This window comes from Cupriavidus sp. 96C5-1 (assembly GCF_057798855.1).
Map to the genome: position 1 here is coordinate 219,413 of NZ_JBYOJU010000006.1, position 20,726 is coordinate 240,138.

The 20,726-nt window shown below is 67.6% G+C and carries 21 protein-coding genes; 11 read left to right on the forward strand and 10 right to left on the reverse strand.

The window, feature by feature from the left end; translation table 11 throughout:
* Positions 1 to 106 precede the first annotated feature (106 nt).
* Positions 107 to 358, forward strand: coding sequence for a hypothetical protein (locus tag AC3FOF_RS10680; RefSeq protein ID WP_488726573.1), 252 nt, complete (start codon positions 107 to 109; stop codon positions 356 to 358).
* 59 nt (positions 359 to 417) lie between these two features.
* Here the strand turns inward: AC3FOF_RS10680 and fae are convergent, their stop codons facing one another.
* From fae to AC3FOF_RS10700, 4 genes are all read right to left on the reverse strand, one after another.
* Complete coding sequence (gene fae, locus AC3FOF_RS10685; protein WP_017229170.1) at positions 418 to 930, reverse strand: formaldehyde-activating enzyme; 513 nt, start codon at positions 928 to 930, stop codon at positions 418 to 420.
* A 237-nt stretch (positions 931 to 1,167) separates the two neighbouring features.
* The gene (locus tag AC3FOF_RS10690) at positions 1,168 to 2,427 is read right to left on the reverse strand and encodes an ATP-grasp domain-containing protein (RefSeq protein WP_276264687.1); all 1,260 of its coding nucleotides are present in this window, start codon (positions 2,425 to 2,427) and stop codon (positions 1,168 to 1,170) included.
* Positions 2,428 to 2,801: 374 nt separating this feature from the next.
* Positions 2,802 to 4,841, reverse strand: a complete 2,040-nt coding sequence (locus tag AC3FOF_RS10695; protein WP_488726574.1) for a sigma-54-dependent Fis family transcriptional regulator — start codon at positions 4,839 to 4,841, stop codon at positions 2,802 to 2,804.
* 197 nt (positions 4,842 to 5,038) lie between these two features.
* On the reverse strand, positions 5,039 to 5,437 hold the full coding sequence (locus tag AC3FOF_RS10700) for a hypothetical protein (protein WP_017228605.1): 399 nt from the start codon (positions 5,435 to 5,437) through the stop codon (positions 5,039 to 5,041).
* Between the two features lie 440 nt (positions 5,438 to 5,877).
* Between AC3FOF_RS10700 and AC3FOF_RS10705 the strand changes: the two genes are divergently transcribed.
* The 9 genes from AC3FOF_RS10705 (at position 5,878) to AC3FOF_RS10745 (ending at position 14,632) form a co-directional block, all read left to right on the forward strand.
* Positions 5,878 to 7,686: a methanol/ethanol family PQQ-dependent dehydrogenase gene (locus AC3FOF_RS10705; RefSeq protein ID WP_017228604.1), complete on the forward strand. Its 1,809-nt coding sequence runs from the start codon at positions 5,878 to 5,880 to the stop codon at positions 7,684 to 7,686.
* Between the two features lie 98 nt (positions 7,687 to 7,784).
* Positions 7,785 to 8,192: a c-type cytochrome gene (locus AC3FOF_RS10710; protein ID WP_035814021.1), complete on the forward strand. Its 408-nt coding sequence runs from the start codon at positions 7,785 to 7,787 to the stop codon at positions 8,190 to 8,192.
* Positions 8,193 to 8,251: 59 nt separating this feature from the next.
* The gene (locus tag AC3FOF_RS10715) at positions 8,252 to 9,091 is read left to right on the forward strand and encodes a quinoprotein dehydrogenase-associated putative ABC transporter substrate-binding protein (protein WP_017228602.1); all 840 of its coding nucleotides are present in this window, start codon (positions 8,252 to 8,254) and stop codon (positions 9,089 to 9,091) included.
* Between the two features lie 43 nt (positions 9,092 to 9,134).
* Positions 9,135 to 9,767 (forward strand): hypothetical protein, encoded by a 633-nt coding sequence (locus tag AC3FOF_RS10720; protein WP_488726575.1) that lies wholly within the window; start codon positions 9,135 to 9,137, stop codon positions 9,765 to 9,767.
* A gap of 89 nt (positions 9,768 to 9,856) precedes the next feature.
* Entirely contained in the window at positions 9,857 to 10,810 is a 954-nt protein-coding gene (locus AC3FOF_RS10725; RefSeq protein ID WP_488726587.1) for a tripartite tricarboxylate transporter substrate binding protein, read from the forward strand.
* Entirely contained in the window at positions 10,807 to 11,580 is a 774-nt protein-coding gene (locus AC3FOF_RS10730) for an ABC transporter ATP-binding protein (protein WP_488726576.1), read from the forward strand. The genes AC3FOF_RS10725 and AC3FOF_RS10730 overlap by 4 nt, the downstream gene beginning before the upstream one ends.
* Positions 11,577 to 12,572 (forward strand): PQQ-dependent catabolism-associated beta-propeller protein, encoded by a 996-nt coding sequence (locus AC3FOF_RS10735; protein WP_017224543.1) that lies wholly within the window; start codon positions 11,577 to 11,579, stop codon positions 12,570 to 12,572. The genes AC3FOF_RS10730 and AC3FOF_RS10735 overlap by 4 nt, the downstream gene beginning before the upstream one ends.
* Positions 12,573 to 12,583: 11 nt before the next feature.
* Complete coding sequence (locus AC3FOF_RS10740) at positions 12,584 to 13,789, forward strand: ABC transporter substrate-binding protein (protein ID WP_488726577.1); 1,206 nt, start codon at positions 12,584 to 12,586, stop codon at positions 13,787 to 13,789.
* Positions 13,790 to 13,807: 18 nt separating this feature from the next.
* Entirely contained in the window at positions 13,808 to 14,632 is an 825-nt protein-coding gene (locus tag AC3FOF_RS10745) for an ABC transporter permease (RefSeq protein WP_488726578.1), read from the forward strand.
* Here AC3FOF_RS10745 and pqqE read toward each other — a convergent pair.
* The 5 genes from pqqE to AC3FOF_RS10770 all read right to left on the reverse strand — a co-directional run bounded on the left by pqqE (position 14,613) and on the right by AC3FOF_RS10770 (position 18,881).
* Entirely contained in the window at positions 14,613 to 15,788 is a 1,176-nt protein-coding gene (gene pqqE, locus AC3FOF_RS10750) for a pyrroloquinoline quinone biosynthesis protein PqqE (protein ID WP_488726588.1), read from the reverse strand. The genes AC3FOF_RS10745 and pqqE overlap by 20 nt on opposite strands.
* A complete protein-coding gene (gene pqqD / locus AC3FOF_RS10755) occupies positions 15,760 to 16,041 on the reverse strand; it encodes a pyrroloquinoline quinone biosynthesis peptide chaperone PqqD (protein WP_488726579.1) in 282 nt (93 codons plus the stop codon). The genes pqqE and pqqD overlap by 29 nt, the downstream gene beginning before the upstream one ends.
* Entirely contained in the window at positions 16,038 to 16,751 is a 714-nt protein-coding gene (pqqC, locus tag AC3FOF_RS10760) for a pyrroloquinoline-quinone synthase PqqC (protein WP_276265647.1), read from the reverse strand. Before pqqC ends, pqqD begins: the two co-directional genes overlap by 4 nt.
* Positions 16,748 to 17,662 carry a pyrroloquinoline quinone biosynthesis protein PqqB gene (gene pqqB, locus AC3FOF_RS10765; RefSeq protein ID WP_017227792.1) on the reverse strand — a complete coding sequence of 305 codons (915 nt, stop codon included), beginning with the start codon at positions 17,660 to 17,662 and terminating at the stop codon, positions 16,748 to 16,750. Before pqqB ends, pqqC begins: the two co-directional genes overlap by 4 nt.
* Positions 17,663 to 17,765: 103 nt before the next feature.
* Positions 17,766 to 18,881 carry a mechanosensitive ion channel family protein gene (locus AC3FOF_RS10770; RefSeq protein ID WP_488726580.1) on the reverse strand — a complete coding sequence of 372 codons (1,116 nt, stop codon included), beginning with the start codon at positions 18,879 to 18,881 and terminating at the stop codon, positions 17,766 to 17,768.
* A gap of 714 nt (positions 18,882 to 19,595) precedes the next feature.
* Between AC3FOF_RS10770 and AC3FOF_RS10775 the strand changes: the two genes are divergently transcribed.
* Positions 19,596 to 20,087: a VOC family protein gene (locus tag AC3FOF_RS10775; protein WP_488726581.1), complete on the forward strand. Its 492-nt coding sequence runs from the start codon at positions 19,596 to 19,598 to the stop codon at positions 20,085 to 20,087.
* Between the two features lie 144 nt (positions 20,088 to 20,231).
* Here AC3FOF_RS10775 and pqqA read toward each other — a convergent pair whose 3' ends face one another.
* The gene (pqqA, locus tag AC3FOF_RS10780; protein WP_276265653.1) at positions 20,232 to 20,306 is read right to left on the reverse strand and encodes a pyrroloquinoline quinone precursor peptide PqqA; all 75 of its coding nucleotides are present in this window, start codon (positions 20,304 to 20,306) and stop codon (positions 20,232 to 20,234) included.
* Positions 20,307 to 20,726: the final 420 nt, after the last annotated feature.

Sequence of the window (20,726 nt, forward strand, 5' to 3'; positions counted from 1 at the left end):
GGGCTGGGGGGGGGGGTTCTTGCTTTCGCTTCCCGGGGGGGGGGGGGGGGGGGGGGGGGGGGGGGGGGGGGGGGGGGGGGGGGGGCGCCCCCCCCCCCCCGACGACATGTCGCAACCGGGCGCCGGCTCGGACAGCATGGCCGCGTGGCTGTCGAACCGCCTCAACGCCGAGATGCTGGTACTGGTCAAGTCCTCTCCGGTCGAACCCGGCCTTGCCGTGGAGCAGTATGCCGGGCAGGGGCTGGTCGACCGCCGCTTCGTCCATGTCACGCGGGGCGCGCCCTATCCCATCGCGCTGCTGCACAAGAGCGATCTGGCGCGCATGCGCGCACTGCTGCTGCATCCGGCAACGTGCTGAAGTTGCGCTAGCGCCGGCCAGGCGCATGCCGGCGGCAGCCGGCATGCGCGAACCCGCAATCAGCTATGCGCCGCGAACGGATGCGCCGAGCTCTGCTTCCTGGCTACCACGTCGGCGGCGCTCGGCCAGCCGTCGACGGCGCGCTTGATGGCTTCGCGCGTGGCCTGGTAGTTGTAGTCCTGGATCTTGTTATCGTCCTCGGCCTGCCAGTGGATGAACACGCCCACGCTGATAAACAGGTCGTCTGCTTCGGCGGACGGGATGGTGCCGTCTTCCACGCTATCCGCCACCGCCATGGCCACGCCGCGCTGGGCCGGGCCGAACATCTGCACGGCCTGCTTGGCGCCCTTGATGGTGACCTTGTTGAACAGCACGGTGTTCGGCTTGGCCTGCAGGTTCGGCGCGACCACCGCGAGCAGCGACGTGAAGCCGTCCTTGTTGTTGGTCAGCGCGTTGCAGAAGGCGGTTTCGGCAGCCGAGCCGCGCGGCCCCAGGATCAGGTCGATATGCGCGACCTCGTTGCCGTCGCCGACCAGCGATTCGCCAACACGAACACGATCGATTTTTGCCATTTGCGAGTCTCCCGTTTAGAGGATGTTCAGGAAAGGAAAAGAAGGCGCAATGCGTCCCCCCGGGGCTTTACCTAACACGTTCCATGCCAAGTGCCGCCGCTGGTCCCTTTGCCAGGGCGTGCGCATGGTGGAGGGCATCTGCCTGTGCCAGACGCGGGCCCGACGGGTGACACTCTGTGCGAGCGGCGGGCGATCCCTGCGCACAATGTGATGAACGCGCGGGCCGGCAGCGGCTGGCTAGGCGTGCTGGCGCAGGTTGCGGGTGCCGATGGACAGGGCCGCGGGGATGCCGGCGGTGCGGCGGAATTCAGCGTGGCTCGCCTTGATCAGCGACTGGATCCGCTCGCCGCGCAGGCACAGTTCGGCGTCGAGCGCGCCTGTGGCCGCTCCGGTGGCCGAGACCGAACAGAAGGGGTGGCCGGCAGCCACATAGGTGCCTGGCACGGGAATGTCGTGGCACCAGCCGGTGCGCATCAGCGCGGCTGCGAGCGTGGCGTTGACCTGTGCCGCTTCTTGCGCGAAGACAATCTGGAAGCCGCGCACCCCGGCCTGCCGCACCGCCGGGGGCTCGGGCGTTGCGCCGCGGCAGGCCTGCAGGTGCGCGTGCATCAGGCCGCGCGGACAGGCATCGGCGTAGAGCGCCATGCTGGCCGGCGGCCGCGGGTTGACTTCGAGCACCGTGAGCTCCGGCGCATCGAACAGGAAGTCGATGCTGTTCAGGCCGAGCAGGCCGGTTTCACGCGCAATGCAATGCACGATCTCGACGAGGCGTGCCATCGCGGCCGCCGGCAGTATCGACGGTCCGGCCGCGCCCTGGAACAGATAGGGGCAGTCGTGGTGCGCGGCGATGCGCTGCAGGCTGATGCCGACCAGCTGGACGCCTCGGCGGTGGGCGACGAATAGCGCGGACATCGGCAGGCCGGGACTGCGCCGCTGGAAGTAGCGGGTGGTATCGACGGCACTGACGGCACTGACGGCACTGACGGTGCTGATGGTGCCGCTGGTATCGGCGGCATCCTCGGCGGCCAGCTGGCGGATGTGCCAGCCGCCGGTACCGCCGACAGCCTTGCACAGCCAGCCAGACGGATCGCGCGGCATCTCCAGGCGGGTTTCCGGATGCGCAATGCCGAGCGCGGCCAGCAGCGGGAAGAAGACACCGGGCTGCTTGACGCCGCGCACCGTGGCGGCGCTATTGCCGAACAGCGGCACCAGCGCGTGGCCGGCATCGAGCAGCTCGGGCCGTTGTTCGAAGCCGCTGCCGGCAACCCAGCCAGACGGATGCTCGGTGTCGCGCAGCCGGCGCAGCGCGGCGAGCAGGTGCTCGCCGTCGACGGCCATCGTGCCGGCGGCGCCGATCGGCTCCCAGCGCGCCGCGACGTGCCGCGTGTCGGCGTCGCCGAACAGGTCCAGCGCGGCCACGCGCAAGCCGGCTTGCGCCGCGGACTCGGCCATCATTCGCGAAGACAGGCCGGCAACGATGAGGGTTTGGGAGGGCATGGCGGCTCGAGGGGAGTCAAGAACAATGGGCTTCGCTTTGCGTGGCGCCGGGTCAAGCCGGCCCTCTCCCCGTTGGGGGGAGCGACAGCCGCCGCCATCTCGAACGGAGCTGGAGCACCCTGTCGCCTTCATCAGGCTGCCGCTCTCCGCACGGCGGATGAGGGGCCGGGGCAATGCGTGGGCGCGTCCCGTGGCGCCACGCCGGAGAGAGGCCAATGGCTGCGCTGGCGCTCGCTATCAAGCAATCGGCATACCAGGCGTGGCACGCAGGCGCAAGCGGGGGCATCCGGCCTGCTGCACGCGCGGGGGACAGTGGCACTGTCACTGCCGCTTTCCGCGCAGGCTGTCACGGCTCTGCCGCGTGCCTGGCGGCGCTACGGCTGGTCGGCCGTCTCTGCCTGCGCCAGATTGATATGCAGCCGGTGTATCTTGCGGTACAGCGTGTTCCGGCTGATGGAGAGCGAGCGGGCCACCGTGCTGACGTTCCAGCGGTGCTTGTGCAGCAGGCCGAGGATGGTGTCGCGCTCATTCAGCTGGATGGCATTGAACTGCGCCAGCGCCCTCGCTTCGTCGTCCGGCATATCGGGCGCCGCCGGCCTGGCGGGCTCGCGGGGCAAGCTGGCTTCCGCCGCGCCCTGCGTGATTTCCGCCGGCAGGTGCTGGCACGCGATGGCGTCGCCATCGCAGAGCGCCAGCGCAGTGCGCAATACATGGCGCAACTGCCGGAGATTGCCGGGCCAGGGGTAGCGCAGCAGCGCCTGCTCCGCCTCCGGTGCCAGCGCCGGCGCCCGCTCCGGCTCGGCCTCCTCGGCGAGAATGTGCTGCATCAGCGTCAGGCGATCGGTGCGCTCGCGCAGCGGCGGCAGGCGCAGCTCGATGCCGTTGAGCCGGTAGAACAGGTCTTCGCGGAACTGGCCGCTCTGCACCAGTTCGGCGAGGTTGCGGTGGCTCGCGCTGACCAGCTGGAAATCGACCTTGACCACCGCCTCGGAGCCGAGCGGCGAGACCTGGCGTTCTTCCAGCACGCGCAGCAGGCGGGACTGCAGGGTCATGGGCATGTCGCCGATTTCGTCGAGAAACAGCGTGCCGCCGTTGGCCTGGATGATCTTGCCGCGCCGGCCTTCGCGCTGGGCGCCGGTGAACGCGCCGGCGCGGTAGCCGAACAATTCGCTCTCGATCAGGTTTTCCGGCAGCGAGGCGCAGTTGATGGCAACAAAGGCGCGCTCGCGCGCCGGGCTCATCTGGTGCAGGGCATTGGCGAAAACCTCCTTGCCGCTGCCGGTTTCCCCGTGCAGCAGGATGGGGATACGCCGGGTGATGACGCGTTGCGCCAGCCGGACCTGGGCTTCCATCTGCGGGTCGCCAAAGGCCAGCCTGGCGGACGGCGCCTCCGTGGCGAGGCTGCGCGCGGCCACGGCCGGGGGGGCCACGTCCGCCGCCCGCGGCGCGGGCTGGCCGATGACCGGCTTTGGGCTGCCACTGGCGCCAAGGTTTGGCTGCTGCGCCACCATGAAGAAGCGGTTCGACGCGCTCGCGCGATAGACCGGCACCGGGTGGAAGGAGTGGCGCGCGCACCGCGCCAGGATCTCGTCGAGCGAGGTCTTGAACAGTTCGTCGATCTGCTTGCCGAGCAGCGCGGACAGCGAACGGAAATCCAGCTGGAACAGCGCACTGCGGTTGGCTGCCAGCACCCTGCCGTTGCCGTCGATCGCCAGCTTGCCTTCATGCAGGGTGTTGACGAGTTCGGGGCGGCTGTGGAAATGGACCTGGTGCGCATGCTTGAAGCGCTCGTCCATCAGCCGGTTCTCGATCATCTGGCGGGACATGCCGACCAGCACCAGCGAATGCTGCTGCAGCAGCGGTGAACGGCTGGTGACGTCGAGCACGGCGGTCAGCTCGCCGCGGTCGTCGAAGATGGGCGAGGCCGAACACGTCAGCGAGGTGTACTGCGCAAAATAGTGTTCATTCTGCCGCACCGCAACAGGCTCGGCTTCGATCAGGCAGGTACCCATGCCGTTGGTGCCGGCTTCGCGCTCGCTCCAGACCGCGCCGGTGCGGAAGCCCAGCGGTTCCACGTCCTGCGAAAAGCCGACGGACGACACCATATGCACGATGACGCCGTCCACATCGGTCAGCACGACGGCCAGCTCGGGGTCGGCGAGCTGCTGGTAGAGCGTGGTCATCTCCAGCTTGGCGCACGCGATCAGGTCGCTCATGCGGTCGCGCCGCACATTGAACTCCGGCTGGGTCAGGATCGGCGGCATGGCCTGTTGCGCCGGATCCAGCCGGAAGTCCCGCAGGCAGCGCGCCCAGGAGCGCGTCACCACCGAGCTGTTCTGTGCACCGCACAACTCTCCGTTGACGACGTTCAGGATCTGCGCGACGTGGTGACTGGCGGATTGAAGTATTGTCACCGAGCTCCTCCTTTAGCCTGCGGGCTTCTTGTGCGGTGCAATCTGGTGTGGGCTGCGATCTGCTGCGACGCAATGTAGGAAGCGGCCAACGGTGGTTGTGTTCGTGGAAGCCGATTTCCTTCGGGGAGGTGACACTATAGGCCGGACTCCGGATTGCATCAACGTGGCGGAAACCCTCGATTTCGAGGGCCCCCGGCTCAGCGCGCCGCCCGCGTCGCCGGTGCAATGCCGCAGGCGTGCAGCGCTTCCTCCTGGATGCCCCGATAGCGCCTGGCGGCGTTCTTCCCGTATTCCGGATCGCGGAATATTGCGCCGCCTTCACCGCCGAGCGTGGCGTACCTGGCGAAGGTAGAGGATTCGACATAGTCGTCGTAGGGCAGCCGCGCAGCGATCTGGTCGATCGCGCACGCGCACTTGTACAGGTAGGCCTGGGCGCCGCCGTTCTTCGCCATGCACTCGCCCACATATTCGACGCGGGCGGTGGTGGGGTAGTTGTTGGCAGGCTGGTCTTGCTGCGTCTGCGCGCCGGCCGGCATCATGGCCGATGCCGCCAGCAGGCAGGCCATATGCCGAAGGCCGAAGAAGGAAGGCAGCATGGGGGTCTCCTCGTGTCGGGCGATTTCATACGCCGCTGTTTTTTCGCAAGCTTTGCACGGCTCGTCACGCACGCCGACGCAAGTCGCGCGCCAGCCGGCCACGGCGCCGCGCCTAGGCGGCTCTGCCGCCTCGGCTGGTCCAGTTATGACACATATTGTCCCGGCATCGCCCCGCCCCCTGGAACGAATGGGTGCGCATTGCCACGGCTGGGCGGCGCATCGCGAATCCCGCTTTGCGATCCAGCGTTCAAGACGTACTGGAGGCGCGCGTTGCAGGCACGGGGGGGCGGGTCGGGCATGGATCGTGCAAAAGACGGCGTGGCACCTGACCAAGGGCTGCCAGGTTCGCAACCCGCGCAATCAGTTTCAGTCGAAGAGCCAAAGGCGGCGCGCAGGAAGCGGGATCCAGACTTTGTCACGTAAAGAAAGACGGAGGAGACATGAAATTCCGGACCATGATGGTGGGGATGGCGATGCTTGCCACGGCCACCGTGTCAGCCACTGCACGCGCGGATGCCGAACTGGACAAGTTGCTGGCCAACCCGGCCAACTGGGCTGCCCAGGCGGGCGACTACGCCAATCACCGCTACAGCGAACTCAAGCAGGTCAACGCCGGCAATGTGAAGAACCTGCAGGTCGCCTGGACGGTGTCCACCGGCGTGCTGCGGGGCCATGAAGGCTCGCCGCTGGTGATCGGCGATACGATGTTCATCCATTCGCCCTTCCCGAACAAGGTGATCGCGATCAACCTGAAGGACCAGTCCTTCAAATGGAAGTACGAGCCCAAGCAGGAAAGCAACGTGGTGCCGGTGATGTGCTGCGACACCGTCAACCGCGGCCTGGCCTACGGCGACGGCAAGATCCTGCTGCAACAGGCCGACACCACCCTGGTAGCGCTCGACGCCAAGACCGGCAAGGTCATGTGGAGCGTCAAGAATGGCGATCCCAAGGTCGGCGAGACCAATACCAATGCCCCGCACGTCTTCAAGGACAAGGTCATCACCGGCATCTCCGGCGGCGAGTTCGGCGTGCGCGGCCGCCTGATCGCCTATGACCTGAAGACCGGCAAGAAGGTCTGGACGGCCTGGAGCACCGGCCCGGACAACGAACTGCTGTTCGATCCCGCCACCACCATGACCTGGACCGACGGCAAGATGGCGCCGGTCGGCAAGGACTCCTCGATCAAGACCTGGAAGGGCGACCAGTGGAAGCTGGGCGGCGGCACCACCTGGGGATGGTATGCCTACGATCCCAAGCTGAACCTGGTCTACTACGGCAGTGGCAACCCGGGCACCTGGAATCCGGCGCAGCGTCCGGGCGACAACAAGTGGTCGATGACGCTGTTCGCGCGCGACCTGGATACCGGCAAGGCCAAGTGGGTCTACCAGATGACGCCGCACGACGAGTGGGACTACGACGGCGTCAACGAAAACGTGCTGGCCGACCTGAACATCAAGGGCAGGAAGGTGCCCTCGCTGGTGCACCTGGACCGCAATGGCTTCGGCTACACCCTGAATCGCGAAACCGGTGAACTGCTGGTGGCGGAGAAGTACGATCCGACCATCAACTGGGCATCCAGGATCGACATGAAGAGCGGGCGCCCGATCGTCAACGCCAAGTACTCGCCCGCCACCACGGGCCCGGACGTCAACGTCCAGGGCATCTGCCCGTCGGCGCTCGGGACCAAGGACCAGCAGCCGATGAGCTACGACCGCAAGTCGGGCATCTTCCTGGTGCCGACCAATCACGTCTGCATGGACTATGAGCCGTTCCAGGTGGAGTACACCGCGGGCCAGCCGTATGTCGGCGCCACCCTGTCGATGTACGCGACCCCGAAGAGCCACGGCGGCATGGGCAATTTCATCGCCTGGGACGCTGCCGCCGGCAAGATCCTGTGGTCCAAGCCCGAGCGTTTCTCGGTATGGTCCGGCGCGCTGGCTACAGCGGGCGATATTGCCTTCTATGGCACCCTGGAGGGCTATGTGAAGGCCGTCAATATCAAGGACGGGAAGGAACTGTGGAGGTTCAAGACGCCCTCCGGCATCATCGGCAACGTCTTCACCTATCAGTTCGAAGGCAAGCAGTACGTCGGCGTTTACTCGGGCATCGGCGGATGGGCCGGCATCGGCATGGCGGCGGGGCTGGAGAAGTCTAGCGAGGGCCTGGGCGCGGTGGGCGGCTACAAGGACCTGGCGAAGTACACCGAACTGGGCGGCACGCTGTTCGTCTTCGCGCTGCCGACGACCTGATGCCTGTCCTTCCCGCCTCACGCTACATAGCCTGAAACAGCCGTGGCTGGCGGCCCGGCGCGGCCGCCAGCCACGTGCCCCCACAAGGAGTTGAAGAGATGTTCCGTTCCTCAATGGTAGTGTTTGCCCTGCTGGCCTGCACCGTGTGCGGCGCGCAAAGCAAGAGCGAAGCCGCGCAATCGGCAGCACCTTATACGGTGAGCGAAGGCAACAAGGTGGACACCAATACCCTGCAAGGCTGGAAGACCTGGCGTGCGATGGCATGCGAGCGCTGCCACGGCGCGCAGCAGGAAGGCATGGTCGGCCCCTCGCTGGTGGATTCCCTGAAGAAGCTGTCGAAGGACGATTTCCACAAGATCATGATGGAGGGCCGGATCGACAAAGGCATGCCGAATTTCGGGGGATCCGACATGATGCAGAAGAACTGGCAGAACCTGTATGGCTATCTCAAGGGCCGCTCGGATGGCAAGATCCAGCCGGGCCACGTCTATCCGGCCGAAAAATGATGACCGGGCCGACACAGAGGAGCCGACGCAGGCGCATCGGGAGACTGGCGCTGACGACAATGATGCTGGCGGGCGCGCTGGCGGCGCGGCCAGCCGGGGCGCAGGCACCGCCGCCGGACAAGGTGCTGCGGGTCTGCGCCGACCCGAACAGCCTGCCATCGTCGAACCAGCGCGGGGAGGGCTACGAGAACAAGATCGCGCAGGCCATGGCCCGCGATCTCGGCAAGGAGGTGGCCTACACCTTCTTCCCGCAGCGCATGGGCTTCGTGCGCAATACGCTGCGCGCCAGGGATCCTGACACCGGCCGCTGGAAATGCGACCTGATCGTCGGCGTGCCCAAGGACTACGAACTGACGGCGAACACCCGGCCGTACATGCATTCGACCTATGCGCTGGTGTTTCGCCAGCGCGATGCGCTGCGCGGCGTGGCCACGCCGGAGGACCTGCTGAAACTGCCGCCCGACATCCTGGGCAAGCTGCGCTTCGGCATCTTCTCGCGCGCGCCGTCGGTGGACTGGCTGCTGCGCAACCGGCTGTTCGAGCAGGCCGTGGTCTACCAGCAGCAAAGCGGCGATCCCGACGAGGCGCCGGGCGGCGTGGTCGAGCGCGACCTGCTGGCCGACAAGATCGACGTCGCCATCCTGTGGGGGCCCATCGCGGGCTATCTGGCCCGCCAGCATGCGGGGGCGGGCGAATGGGTGATGGTGCCGTTCCGGCCTGACCCGCAGCTCAAGTTCGATTACGAGATCGCCATGGGCGTGCGCTTTGGCGAAAAGGCGTGGAAAGATGAAGTGGATCGCTGGATTGCAGGCAACCGGGACAAGATCGATGCGATTCTCGCCGACTACCGGATTCCCCTGGTGGACGACAAGGGCAATCCGGTCGCGGGCCGGCCCTAGGCTGCGCATCGCCTGTGCGCTGTTGTGCGGCATCGCGGGCGCCGTGGCGGCGAGCGCCGTCCGTGCCGCCGGCGATCCCGTCAAGCCGGCGGAGCAGTTGCTGTTCATGGCCGACCACCTGAAGACCGTGCGGGTGCCGGCCGATCTTGTCTACCGCTTCGACAAGGGCGGCAGCCTGGTGCCGGCAGGCAGCGAGGAAGTGCACGTCAGGCTGTCGCGCAGCAGCAAGGGGGTGAGCGCGGTCGTCAGCGATGCCGCCGGCGCCGCTCCCTTCGCGCTCGAAGCGCCGTTGCAGGGCAATCCTGTCATTCTCTACTTCCTGGAGAAGGATATTGCCGAGATGGGCCGGCTGACCGGCGGCCAGCCGCGCTATTTCCAGAAGCGCATCCGCCTCGCGCTGGCGCAGGGCCCGGCCATCACCCCGGTGACGGCGGAGCTGGACGGCAAGCCGGTACCGGCGCGGCAGATCGTGATCCAGCCCTACCTGGACGATCCCAACCACGTCCGCTTCGAAAAGCTGGTCGGCAAGCGCTACACCTTCGTGCTGTCCGGGCGCGTGCCCGGGCAGGTGCTGCTGCTCAAGAGCGAAGTACCGGGGGAGGCGCCGGATCTGGCGCGGGATTTCATCCATCCGCTGCAAACCGAAACCCTGCGCTATCTCGGCGCCAAGCCATGACCAGCCGAATCCACGGGAAGCACGCCAGTGCGCGCCGCAGCTTCCTGCGCGCGGGGCTGGGCGCGCTTGCCGCGCCGCTGCTCGCCGGCATGGCGGACCGGGCCCAGGCCCAGGCCAGCGCGGGCAGCATGGCCGGCGGCTATCCGTCGCGGCCGCTCACGCTGATCGTCCCCTGGCCGGCGGGCGGCGCCACCGATATCACGATGCGCATGCTTGCGGACCTGGCCAGCCCGGTGCTTGGCCAGCCCATCGTGGTGGAGAACAAACCGGGCGTGGGCGGCACGCTGGTGGGGCCCGCGCTGGCCGCCGCAAAGCCGGACGGCTACGTCATCGGCCAGTTGCCGCTGACGCTGTACCGCCTGCCGCACCAGCAGAAGACGCGTTGGCAGCCGTTGCGCGACATCCAGCCGGTGCTGATGATCTCGGGCGTTACCTTCGGCATCCTGGTCCCGGCCGACAGCCCCCTGCGGTCCTTGGCCGACCTGCTCGACTGGGGCCGCGCGCATCCCGGCCGGTTGACGGTGGGCTCCACGGGCATCGGCACCACGGCGCATCTCGGCATGGAAGACATCCTGTCGCGCAACGGCGTCTCCTATGTGCATGTGCCGTATCGCGGCACCGCCGACCAGATGCTGGCGGTCGCCAACCACTCGCTGATGGCCGGCGTCAATTCCACCGGCTTCGCGCCGTTCGTGGCGTCCGGGCAACTGCGCCTGCTGGCGGTATTCAGCGAGAAGCGTTCGGCGCACTGGCCCGAGGTGCCTACCGTGAAGGAGCTTGGCTATCCGGATGCCGTCTATAACTCGCCGTACGGCATCGGCGTGCCGCACGGGACCGATCCGCGCATCGTCGGCCGCCTGCATGATGCGTTTCATCACGCCATGTTCCAGCCCCGCCATATCGCCGAGCTTGCCAGGTACGACCAGGAGCTGACCTATCTGAATACGGCGCAATACCAGGCCTATCTGGAACGGGCCTGGGTCAAGGAGCGGGAATTTGCCGAACGCCTTGGCCTTGGCGTCGGACAGGAGACATCGTCATGACGCGTGCCCCGGAACCCGCCTTGTTCGCCCACGCGCTGTCCTGCGAAGGCGTGCGCAAGCGGTTTGGCGACCGGGCCGCGCTCGACGGCGTGTCGCTGCGGGTGCGGCGCGGCGAGCTGGTGGCCCTGCTGGGACCGAACGGCGCTGGCAAGACCACGCTGTTCCAGATTCTCGCCGGGCTGTTCGCGCAGGATGAAGGCCACGTCGAAGTCATGGGTGCGGATATGCGCGCGGCGCCGGTCCGGGCGCTCGCCCGCATCGGCATCGTGTTCCAGCAGCCGGCCATCGATCTCGACCTGTCGGTGCAGGCCAATCTGCTGTTCCATGCCGATCTGCATGGCTTGCCGCGCAAGGAGTCCGCTGCCCGGATAGCGCCGCTGCTCGATCAGCTGGGCCTGGCGGAGCGGCGCCGTACCCCGGTGCGCGAACTGTCGGGCGGCAACCGCCGCAAGGTGGAGCTGGCGCGCGCGCTGCTGCACCAGCCCGACCTGCTGCTGATGGACGAAGCCACGGTCGGCCTCGATCCGGCCTCGCGCGTGCAGATCGTGGCGGAAGCCCGGCGGCTGGCGACGCAACGCCGGGTGGGCGTGCTATGGGCAACGCATCTGGTGCAGGAGGCCGAGGCGAGCGACCGCGTGGTGGTGCTGCATCGCGGCCGCGTGCGCTTTGACGGAGCGCACGCGGAACTGATGCGCGTGGCGGGCAGCGGGAGCCTGGAAGCGGCATTCCTGTCCCTGACCGGGACATCGGAACAGGAGGAGCGGAAATGACGAGGCGCCACGCGGTGCTGGCCCGCTTGCGGGCAACCTTGCTGGCAGGACTCTGCCTGGCGCCGGGCGCGGGCTGGAGCGCCGGCACCGGCCAGCTGTTCGTCTCGAACGAGAAGGACGGCAGCCTCACCGTGATCCGGGCCGATACGCGCCAGGTGACCGGCACCCTGGCGCAGTGCAAGCGGCCGCGCCACCTGCAGTTCTCGCCGGACCGTACCCGCCTGTATGTGGCCTGCAGCGACGACCACCGGATCGACGTGATCGACGTGGCCACCCGCAAGACGGTCGGCGCGCTGCGCGTGGGCGAGGATCCGGAAATGTTCGACCTGAGCCCGGACGGCAAGTCCCTCTATGTGTCGAACGAGGAGGACGCCCTGTTGTCGGCCTTCGACCTGGCCTCCGGCAAGAAGCTGTTCGAGGTCAAGGTCGGCGAGGAGCCGGAAGGGGTCAAGGCCAGCGCGGACGGCAAGCGCGTCTACGTCACCTCGGAGGTGGCGAACATGGTGCACGTCATCGATGTCGCGGCGCGCAAGGTGGTCAAGAACATCCAGGTAGGAAACCGGCCCCGCCGCTTCATCCTGACACCGGACGGCCAGGAGCTGTGGGTGAGCAACGAACTGAGCGCGAGCGTCAGCGTGATCCGCACCGGCGACCTGACGGTGGCGCACACCATCCGCTTCGATCCGAAGGGCTTGCGCGCCGACGACATCACCCCGGTCGGCATGATCCTGGCCAGCGATGGCAAGCGCGCCTACGTGGGGCTGGGCCGCGCCAACCACGTGGCGGTGGTGGACGCCGCCAGCAAACGCGTGACGGACTATATCCTGGTCGGCAAGCGTGCCTGGGGGCTGGGGCTGAACCGCGACAACAGCCTGCTCTATGTCACCAACGGCTTGTCCGACGATGTCAGCGTGGTCGATACGGCGCGCGGCAAGGCGGTCACCGCGATCCGGGTCGGGCGGGTGCCGCATTCCGTGGTGATCGACGATTGAAGGCGGGAAACATGATGCGGGAAAACGCGTCCGGCTGGTCCATGCTCCGGCGCCGGTGGGCATTGCCGCTGGCCTGCCTGTTGCTGTCGTGCACCGCGGCTGCCGGGGAGGTTCGCATCGCCGTGGTGTCGCTCGCCGACGACCCGAGGTACGACAGCCGGCAACTGGAGAAGCGCTATCCCGGCCATCCCGAAGGACGCCCGCTGGATGGCGCCAGGGTTGCCGTCGCGGAATCGCGCTTTGCGCTCGATGCGCTTGGCGTGACGCTGGTACTGGAACCGGTCGAGGTGCGCGGCGCAGATGAAGTCGCCGCTGCCGTGAGCGGACTGGTCGGCAGGAAGGTGAAGTACTTCGTGCTGGACCTGCCCGCACCGGCTGTGGTGCAGGCCGCAAAGGCGGCCAGGCCGGCGGACGCGCTGCTGTTCAACGTCTCCGCCGAGGACGACAGCCTGCGCGGCGCCGCCTGCGCGCCCAACCTGCTGCATACCCTGCCAAGCCTGCGCATGCGTGCCGACGCGCTGATGCAATACCTGGCCGCGCGCAAATGGCGCAAGGCCCTGCTGCTGGTCGGGCCGCGGCCGGCCGACCGCGAGCAGCAGGCCGCTTTCCTGCAGTCGGCCAAGCGGTTCGGCGTCAGCTGGTCCGCGCAGCGCCCCTTCAAGCTGTCCAACGATCCGCGCGAGCGCGATCTGTCCAATCTCAACCTGCTGACCACCGGGGTCGACTACGACGCCGTCGTGGTGGCGGACAGCGATGGCGAGTTCGCCCGCGCGCTGCCCTATGCCACCCAGCTGCCGCGCCCGGTGGCCGGCGCCAGCGGCCTGACCGCGCAGGCCTGGCACTGGGCCTGGGAACGCAACGGCGGGCCGCAGCTCAACCGGCGCTTCAGCAAGGCGGCCGGCCGTCCCATGGCCGGTTTCGACTGGGCCGGCTGGGCCGCCGTAAAGGCGGTGGCGGCAACGGTGGCGGCTTATCCCAAGGCCGGCTTCGCCACGCAGCGCGATGCGCTGGTCTCCGGCGAGGTGGCGGTCGACGGTTTCAAGGGCCCGCGCCTGAGTTTCCGGCCCTGGGACGGCCAGCTGCGCCAGCCGCTGTTGCTCTCCCACCCCGACGGCGTGGTTGCCACGGCGCCGGTGGAGGGCTTCCTGCATCCCAAGAACAACCTGGACACGCTGGGCGCGGATGCCCCGGAAACAGCGTGCCGCATGACACGCTGAGCGAGCCGGGGAGACGCCATGACACATCCCGTCCTGCATGGAATGCGCGCGCTGCGCGCGGTGGCCGGGCGGGAGATCCGCAAGTTCTTCCACCAGCCCGGCCGGCTGTTCTCGTCGCTGGTGCGGCCATTGCTGTGGTTCCTGGTGTTTGCCGCCGGGTTCCACAATGTCTTCGGCGTGGCCATCATCCCGCCTTACGAGACCTATATCGAATACAAGGTCTATATGACGCCCGGGCTGGTCGCGATGATCGCCTTGTTCAACGGCATGCAGTCCTCGCTGGCGATGGTGTATGACCGCGAGATGGGCGTGATGCGGCTGCTGCTCACGGCGCCGTTGCCGCGCGGCTGGCTGCTGGCCTGCAAGCTGCTCGGCGGCACGCTGCTGTCCTTGCTGCAGATGGCGGCCTTCCTGGCGGTGGCGATCGGCTTCGGCGTGACGTTCGCGTGGCAGGACTTGCCGGGGGCGCTGGCGGTGATGGCACTGGCTGCATTGATGCTGGGCGCGCTCGGCTTGCTGCTGTCGGTGCATGTGCGGCAGCTCGAGAACTTTGCCGGCACCATGAACTTCGTGATCTTCCCGATGTTCTTCATCAGCTCGGCGCTCTATCCGCTCTGGAAGCTGGAGGAATCCGGCGCCACCATCGTCTACCAGCTGGCGCGCTTCAATCCGTTCACCCATGCCGTCGAAGCGATCCGTTTTGCGCTGTACGGGCAAGCGCAGTGGACCAGCCTGGCGGTGGTGGCGGGCTGCGCGGTGGCGTTCTTCATGTTCGCGCTGCTGGGCTACGATCCGCAGCGCGGCGTGGCGCGGGGCGCGCGCGCTAGCGGGCCGGCCCGCTGAGGCGGCGCGACGCGGCGTCGGCGCGAAACACCAGCGGCGCCTCATGCACAGGCGCCTGCGGCTGGCCGTGGGCGGCAAGGCGCCCATGCATGACCACTTCGCGCACGATGGCGTGATCCGGCGACTTGTCGCAGACCGGGTCGGTGCGGTTGGCATCGCCGGTCAGCAGGTAGGCCTGGCAGCGGCAGCCGCCGAGGTCTTTCTCTTTCTCGTCGCAGGAGCGGCACGGCTCCGGCATCCACGCGGTGCCGCGAAACCGCTGGAACGCATCGCTGTGGTACCAGATGTCGTGCAGCGATTGCGCGCGCACGTCAGGCAGGACCAGGCCGGGCAGCATGCGGGCGGCATGGCAGGGCAGCGCGGCGCCGTCCGGCGCGATGCCGAGAAACACCGAGCCCCAGCCATTCATGCATTTCTTGGGCCGCTTCTCGAAATAGTCCGGCACCACGAACAGGATGCGGCAGCGCTTGCCGATCCTGGCGCGATACGATTCCACCACCGCCTCGGCCTCGCGCAGCTGTTCCTCGGTCGGCATCAGCGCCAGGCGGTTCTCCCAGGCCCAGCCGTAGTACTGCGTATTGGCCAGTTCCAGGTATTCGGCGCCCATTTCCAGCGCCATCTCGATGATCGCACCGACATGCGGCAGGTTGTGCCGGTGCAGCACGCAGTTGAGCACCATCGGGTAGCCGTGCGCCTTGATCAGCCGCGCCACGCGCCGTTTCAGGTCGAAGGTGCGGGTGCTCGACAGGAAGTCGTTCATCTGGCGCGTGGCGTCCTGGAAAGAGAGCTGGACGTGATCGAGCCCGGCCGCGCGCAGCGCGCCCAGGCGCGCGTCGGTCAGGCCCACGCCGGAGGTGATCAGGTTGGTGTAGAAGCCCAGTTGCCGGGCGTGGCCCACCAGTTCTTCCAGGTCGTCGCGCACCAGCGGCTCGCCGCCCGAGAAGCCAAGCTGCGCCGCGCCGAGCGCGCGTGCCTCCCGCAGTACCCGCCGCCACTGCGCGGTGTCCAGTTCCTGGCCGTAGCGCACGTAGTCGACCGGGTTGTAGCAGAAGGCGCAGTGCAGCGGGCAGCGATAGGTCAGCTCCGCCAGCAGCCACAGCGGCGGGCCCACCGTGGGCTGGGCGGGCTCAGACGAGCCAGCCGCGTTCGCAGGCATGTTGGACAAAGGTGTGCACCTCCGTGGCTATGCCCTGCACGCCGAAGGACGTCTGCAGTTCGTCGACCAGCATGTCGAGCGTATGGGCGCCGTCGCAGCGCTGCAGGATGGCGGCCGCGCTGTCGTTCAGCTTGACCATGCCTTCAGGATAGAGCAGCACCCAGGCTTTCTGGGCATCTTCCCATTGCAGGCGGTAGAGCGGGTCCAGCCGCGGCATGGCGGGGGACGCATCTGGCTTGGCGGGTGAGTTCATACGGGATACGCCTTCTCGATGGCATCCAGCATCGACCACAGGATGTCCAGCTTGAACTGCAGGATCTCCGTGGCGCGCTGCTGTTCGGCCGGCGTGCGGAAATAGTCCAGCGTGACGCGCAGGCCATGGTCGACATCGCGCTGGGCCAGCGGGATGCGCGAACGGAAATAGCCAAGCCCCTCGGCCTCGATCCAGGGATAGTGTTCCGGCCAGCCGGCCAGCCGCTCCTTGTGGATGGCGGGCGCGAACATCTCGGTAAGCGACGAGCATACCGCTTCCTGCCAGGGCGCGCGCCGCGCGAAATTGACGTAGGCGTCCACCGCGAAGCGCACGCCGGGCAGCACCAGCCGTTGCGACCAAAGCGCCTCGCGCGTCAACCCCACGGCCTCGCCGAGCCGGCTCCAGGCTTCGATGCCGCCGGGCTCGGTGGCGGTGCCGTCGTGGTCCAGGATGCGTATCACCCATTCGCGCCGGGTTTCGCGGTCGGGGCAGTTGGACAGGATGGCGGCGTCCTTGAGCGGGATATTGATCTGGTAGTAGAAGCGGTTGGCCACCCAGCCCTGGATCTGCTCGCGCGAGCATTGCCCGCTGGCCATGCGGCGGTTGAAGGGATGATGGATGTGATAGCGCGATTCCAGGCCGCGCAGCCGCGCCTCGAACGCCGCGCGTTCCGCGGCGGGTACCGGTTGGGGGCGTGTTGCGGGCGTCACAGGGCGATCTCCATGCCGTCGTAGGCCACCTCGATCCCGTGCGCGGCCAGCTCGCGCCGCTCCGGCGCGTCCTCCACCAGGATCGGGTTGGTGTTGTTGATATGAATCAGGATCTTGCGTGCCGCCGGCGCCTGGTCCAGCGCGGCGATCATGCCGTGCGGGCCGGACTGCGCCAGGTGGCCCATATCGCGGGCCAGCCTGGGTGACAAGCCGAGCCGGCGCATTTCATCGTCGGTCCAGAAGGTGCCATCGACCAGGATCACGTCGGCCTGGTCCAGTTCCGCGCGCACATGCGGCTCGATGCTGCCCAGCCCGGGCGCGTAGAACACCCGTTTGCCGCTGGCGCTGACGATGCGCAGGCCGATATTGTCGCCGCGCCGCGGGGCCGCGCGGTTGGGGGAATAGGGTGGCGGCTTGCTGTCCAGCGGGATTGCATGCAGGGTGAGCCGGTCGAGCGGCGGCACGGTGAAGGGGCTTGCATCCAGGGGCAGGCAATGCGTTTCCAGGGTGCAGTAGTGGGACAGGATGCGGGATAGCGGAAAACCCTCGGCGAGATCCTGCAGCACCGGCGGCGTGGCGTAGACCGGCAGGGCGCTGCGGTGCTCGCGCAGCATCAGCAGGCCGGTGACGTGGTCGATCTGCGCGTCCATCAGCAGCACGGCGGCGATGCCGGTGTCGCGGGGCGCGCGGGCCGGCTGCAGCGCCGGGGTGGCGCGGATTTGCGCCAGCACGTCCGGCGAGGCGTTGACCAGGAGCCAGTGGGTGCCGTCTTCGGTGAGGGCGATGGAGGACTGCGTGCGCGCGGTGGCGGCGATGGTGCCGCGTCTCAGCCCGTCGCAGTTGGCGCAGTTGCAGTTCCATTGCGGGAAGCCGCCGCCGGCGGCGGAGCCAAGTACCCGGAGGGTGGTCATGGGATGGTGTCGGTCCGGTCGGGGCGGGGAATGAAGCCGGCCGGCAGGCTCAGCTTGCTGAAAGCCTAGCCGCCCGGCTGCCTGGCGTCAAATGCTGTTTCACCTACCTTGCGGCCGGGCCCAGGCCCGCATCCGGGACGGCCCGGTCCTGCGATGGCGTGTTTCGCGGCGGCGCGCCTGCGTCGCCCTCGATGCGCAGCCGTGGCAGGAACTGCGGGTATTCGCGCTGCATGAAGTCGATCAGCCCTTCGCGCACGACGCAGCGCAGATCCCACGCCAGGCCGGAGGAGGCCGCGGTGCACAGCACGCGCACCTGCATCGTTCGCTCCGCGGCTTCGGTCACCACCAGATTGAAGAAGCGCTGGTCCCACTCGGGTGCTGCGCGCACGATGCGCTCCAGCTCCTTGCGTAGCGCCGCGAGCGGCATGCCGTAATCGACGTGGAGGAACACGGACCCCATGATCTGGGCATTGTTGCGGGTCCAGTTCTGGAAGGGCTTCTCGATGAAATGCTGCAGCGGGATGATGAGACGACGCTCGTCCCAGATGCGGAGCACGACGTACGTGCCGGTAATCTCCTCCACGCGGCCCCACTCACCTTCGACGATGAGTACGTCATCGAGCCGGATAGGCTGCGTCAGGGCGAGTTGCAGCCCGGCGATCAGGTTGCTGAACACCGGCTTGGCGGCAAAGCCGGCGATCAGGCCGACCACGCCCGCCGAGGCCAACAGGCTGGCGCCGACTTGCCGGGCGCCCGGGAAGGTCATGAGCAACATCGCCGCACCCATTACCACGACCAGCGTCATCGCCGTGCGCGAGAGAACGCGTGTTTGCGTATGAATGCGCCGCGCATTGATGTTGTCCGCCACGTCCACGGGGTGCCGATCCAATACACCCTGCGCGAAGCCGGCAATGATACGCACCACCAGCCAGGTGGTTGCGGCGATGATCAGCAGGCCGTTGAGATGGCGCACGCCGTCGATCCAGGGCAGATTGTCCGACGCGGCCTGCCAGACCGTCTGCAGCGCCAGCAGGGGCAAGACCGCCTCGGCCGGGGCGCGCGCTTTCTTCACGATCACATGCAGCACGGGCGCGGGCTGGGTAATGCGCAACAGCAGCAAGCCGCCGAGGCGATGCGCCAGCAGCGCAGCGACGACGGCGGCGAGGGCGGCGGCCCATGTGCCGAACCAGGGGTGGGCGAGGAGGATTTCAAGCTTCATCGGTCGTCCTATGTCAGCGCGGGTTGTGAGGTTGTGCGTCCATGCAAGTCAACGACACGGAGATGGCACAGAAGTTTCGCCGTCGGGGCAAGCCGCTGCGGCTACCTGGATCCGCGCACGTGGAAACAGGAGCCCGATGCGGGCTGACGGAGGTCGGAACGCCTTCTGAAGTAGAAATCTGCCAGTGTGCCCGACAGTCGGCCACGTCGGCGGCTCGCCCATCCGGGCCCGCGCCGTGCGGGCCGGGATTATTCCTGGCAAGAGCGGTCAGGGCCGCGACGCACGCCCGCCGTGAGGCGTAGGCATGCAGCGGTGGCGCGGCCGGCGTGGGTACCTGGCGGGAACGGCGCTATCGGACAGGCTATAGATGCACTTGCCGGGCGAAATGTGCACCAGCTTCCTCGCCGGAGCGCACGGGGACCGCCTGACGCGGCAGCGGTCTTGATCGAGAATCGAGAATTGAGACTTGCTGCCGTTCGATGCAACGTCTACTTCTTTTTGTGGGTGAGTGAATTCCGGGAAGTTTCCAGCTGGGCGCTCGCGGCGAGACCGGTCGTACGCCACCGGCCGCTTCCGGGTTCCGCACACCTGGCGCTACCGGAACAGATATTTTTCTTCGGTGTGTCGATCGCGAGGCGCGCCGTTCGTCGTCTCAAGGGCGGCCCGGCGCTTGAGCGCCGCCATTCGTCCATGCACCCCCAGGAGACTGTTCCCATGACGATGCAAAAGATCACCCCTTTTCTCTGGTATGCCGAGGAAGCGGAGGAGGCCGCGGCGTTTTATGCGGCCACCTTTCCGAACTCGCGGGTCATCCGGGTCACTGCGCTGCCGAGCGAGTCGCCGAGCGGCCCGCCCGGCTCCGTGAAGGTGGTCGAGTTCGTTCTTTTCGGACAGGCCTTCATCGCCATGAGCGCCGGCCCCCTCGACCCGTTCAATCACGCGGTGTCGTTTGTCGTGCATTGCGACGACCAGGCCGAACTCGACCGCTACTGGAACGCGCTTCTCGCCAATGGCGGTTCTGCCGAACAATGCGGCTGGCTGAAGGATCGATTCGGCCTCTCGTGGCAGATCGTTCCCACTGTCTTGGGCGAGATGATGGCCGACCCGGACCGGGCCAAGGCCAGGCGCGCTGCCGATGCCATGTTGAAGATGGTGAAGCTCGACATCGCCGTGCTCAAGGCGGCCCATGCGGGGGCGATGGCATAACGAAAAGGCCGCCCACCGCCTGGCGCGCGCCGGGCGGTGTCCCGCACGGGCCACCAAGGCGCCCCTCGGCATCCGGCACCGCCACGGCTCGCTTCGCATCGCGCTTGCGTGGCCCGCCATGGGGCGGTCCACACCACTGCGCGGTCAGCGATTGGCGATGTACATCGTGATTTCAAATCCGAACCGCATATCGACATAGGCGGGCGTGGTCCAGGACATAGTCAACTCCTTTCAGGATGTGGGCAGGCATGTACAGCATAGTTCATGCAAGGGTAACGGCGAAGCTTGGCGCCGCCGGAACCGCAGCCGCAACAAGCATGCCTGCCGGCGTTGCCATTTGCCGCGGGTAGCGTGCCGCCGGGCCTCCCCTGCCGGATTCCGCCCTCCGGGGCCGCGCCATGTTGCTTCGCAGCATCGAAGGATGGCCCCTCCAAGCGTTCCCGGCCGCGGGCCGCCGGCGCGGACAAAGTGTCACGAGGTTGCGACAGCGCGGGCCGGATGTGCAACAGTCAGCCTGCCTACATCCGGTACACCACCCCGACCCAGGCGCTGCGCGGCGCGCCGGGCGCGACGAACAGGGCGCTGGCATTGTCTTCCGGCGTCACGTGCGGGCGCAGCAGGTTGCCGTTGGGGAACAGG

Coding starts and splice junctions, on each gene's coding strand:
- AC3FOF_RS10680 (WP_488726573.1), top strand. CDS start 107: ATGTCGCAACCGGGCGCCGGCTCGGACAGCATGGCCGCGTGGCTGTCG.
- fae (WP_017229170.1), bottom strand. CDS start 930: ATGGCAAAAATCGATCGTGTTCGTGTTGGCGAATCGCTGGTCGGCGAC.
- AC3FOF_RS10690 (WP_276264687.1), bottom strand. CDS start 2,427: ATGCCCTCCCAAACCCTCATCGTTGCCGGCCTGTCTTCGCGAATGATG.
- AC3FOF_RS10700 (WP_017228605.1), bottom strand. CDS start 5,437: ATGCTGCCTTCCTTCTTCGGCCTTCGGCATATGGCCTGCCTGCTGGCG.
- AC3FOF_RS10705 (WP_017228604.1), top strand. CDS start 5,878: ATGAAATTCCGGACCATGATGGTGGGGATGGCGATGCTTGCCACGGCC.
- AC3FOF_RS10710 (WP_035814021.1), top strand. CDS start 7,785: ATGTTCCGTTCCTCAATGGTAGTGTTTGCCCTGCTGGCCTGCACCGTG.
- AC3FOF_RS10715 (WP_017228602.1), top strand. CDS start 8,252: ATGATGCTGGCGGGCGCGCTGGCGGCGCGGCCAGCCGGGGCGCAGGCA.
- AC3FOF_RS10725 (WP_488726587.1), top strand. CDS start 9,857: ATGGCGGACCGGGCCCAGGCCCAGGCCAGCGCGGGCAGCATGGCCGGC.
- AC3FOF_RS10730 (WP_488726576.1), top strand. CDS start 10,807: ATGACGCGTGCCCCGGAACCCGCCTTGTTCGCCCACGCGCTGTCCTGC.
- AC3FOF_RS10735 (WP_017224543.1), top strand. CDS start 11,577: ATGACGAGGCGCCACGCGGTGCTGGCCCGCTTGCGGGCAACCTTGCTG.
- AC3FOF_RS10740 (WP_488726577.1), top strand. CDS start 12,584: ATGATGCGGGAAAACGCGTCCGGCTGGTCCATGCTCCGGCGCCGGTGG.
- AC3FOF_RS10745 (WP_488726578.1), top strand. CDS start 13,808: ATGACACATCCCGTCCTGCATGGAATGCGCGCGCTGCGCGCGGTGGCC.
- pqqE (WP_488726588.1), bottom strand. CDS start 15,788: ATGCCTGCGAACGCGGCTGGCTCGTCTGAGCCCGCCCAGCCCACGGTG.
- pqqD (WP_488726579.1), bottom strand. CDS start 16,041: ATGAACTCACCCGCCAAGCCAGATGCGTCCCCCGCCATGCCGCGGCTG.
- pqqB (WP_017227792.1), bottom strand. CDS start 17,662: ATGACCACCCTCCGGGTACTTGGCTCCGCCGCCGGCGGCGGCTTCCCG.
- AC3FOF_RS10770 (WP_488726580.1), bottom strand. CDS start 18,881: ATGAAGCTTGAAATCCTCCTCGCCCACCCCTGGTTCGGCACATGGGCC.
- AC3FOF_RS10775 (WP_488726581.1), top strand. CDS start 19,596: ATGACGATGCAAAAGATCACCCCTTTTCTCTGGTATGCCGAGGAAGCG.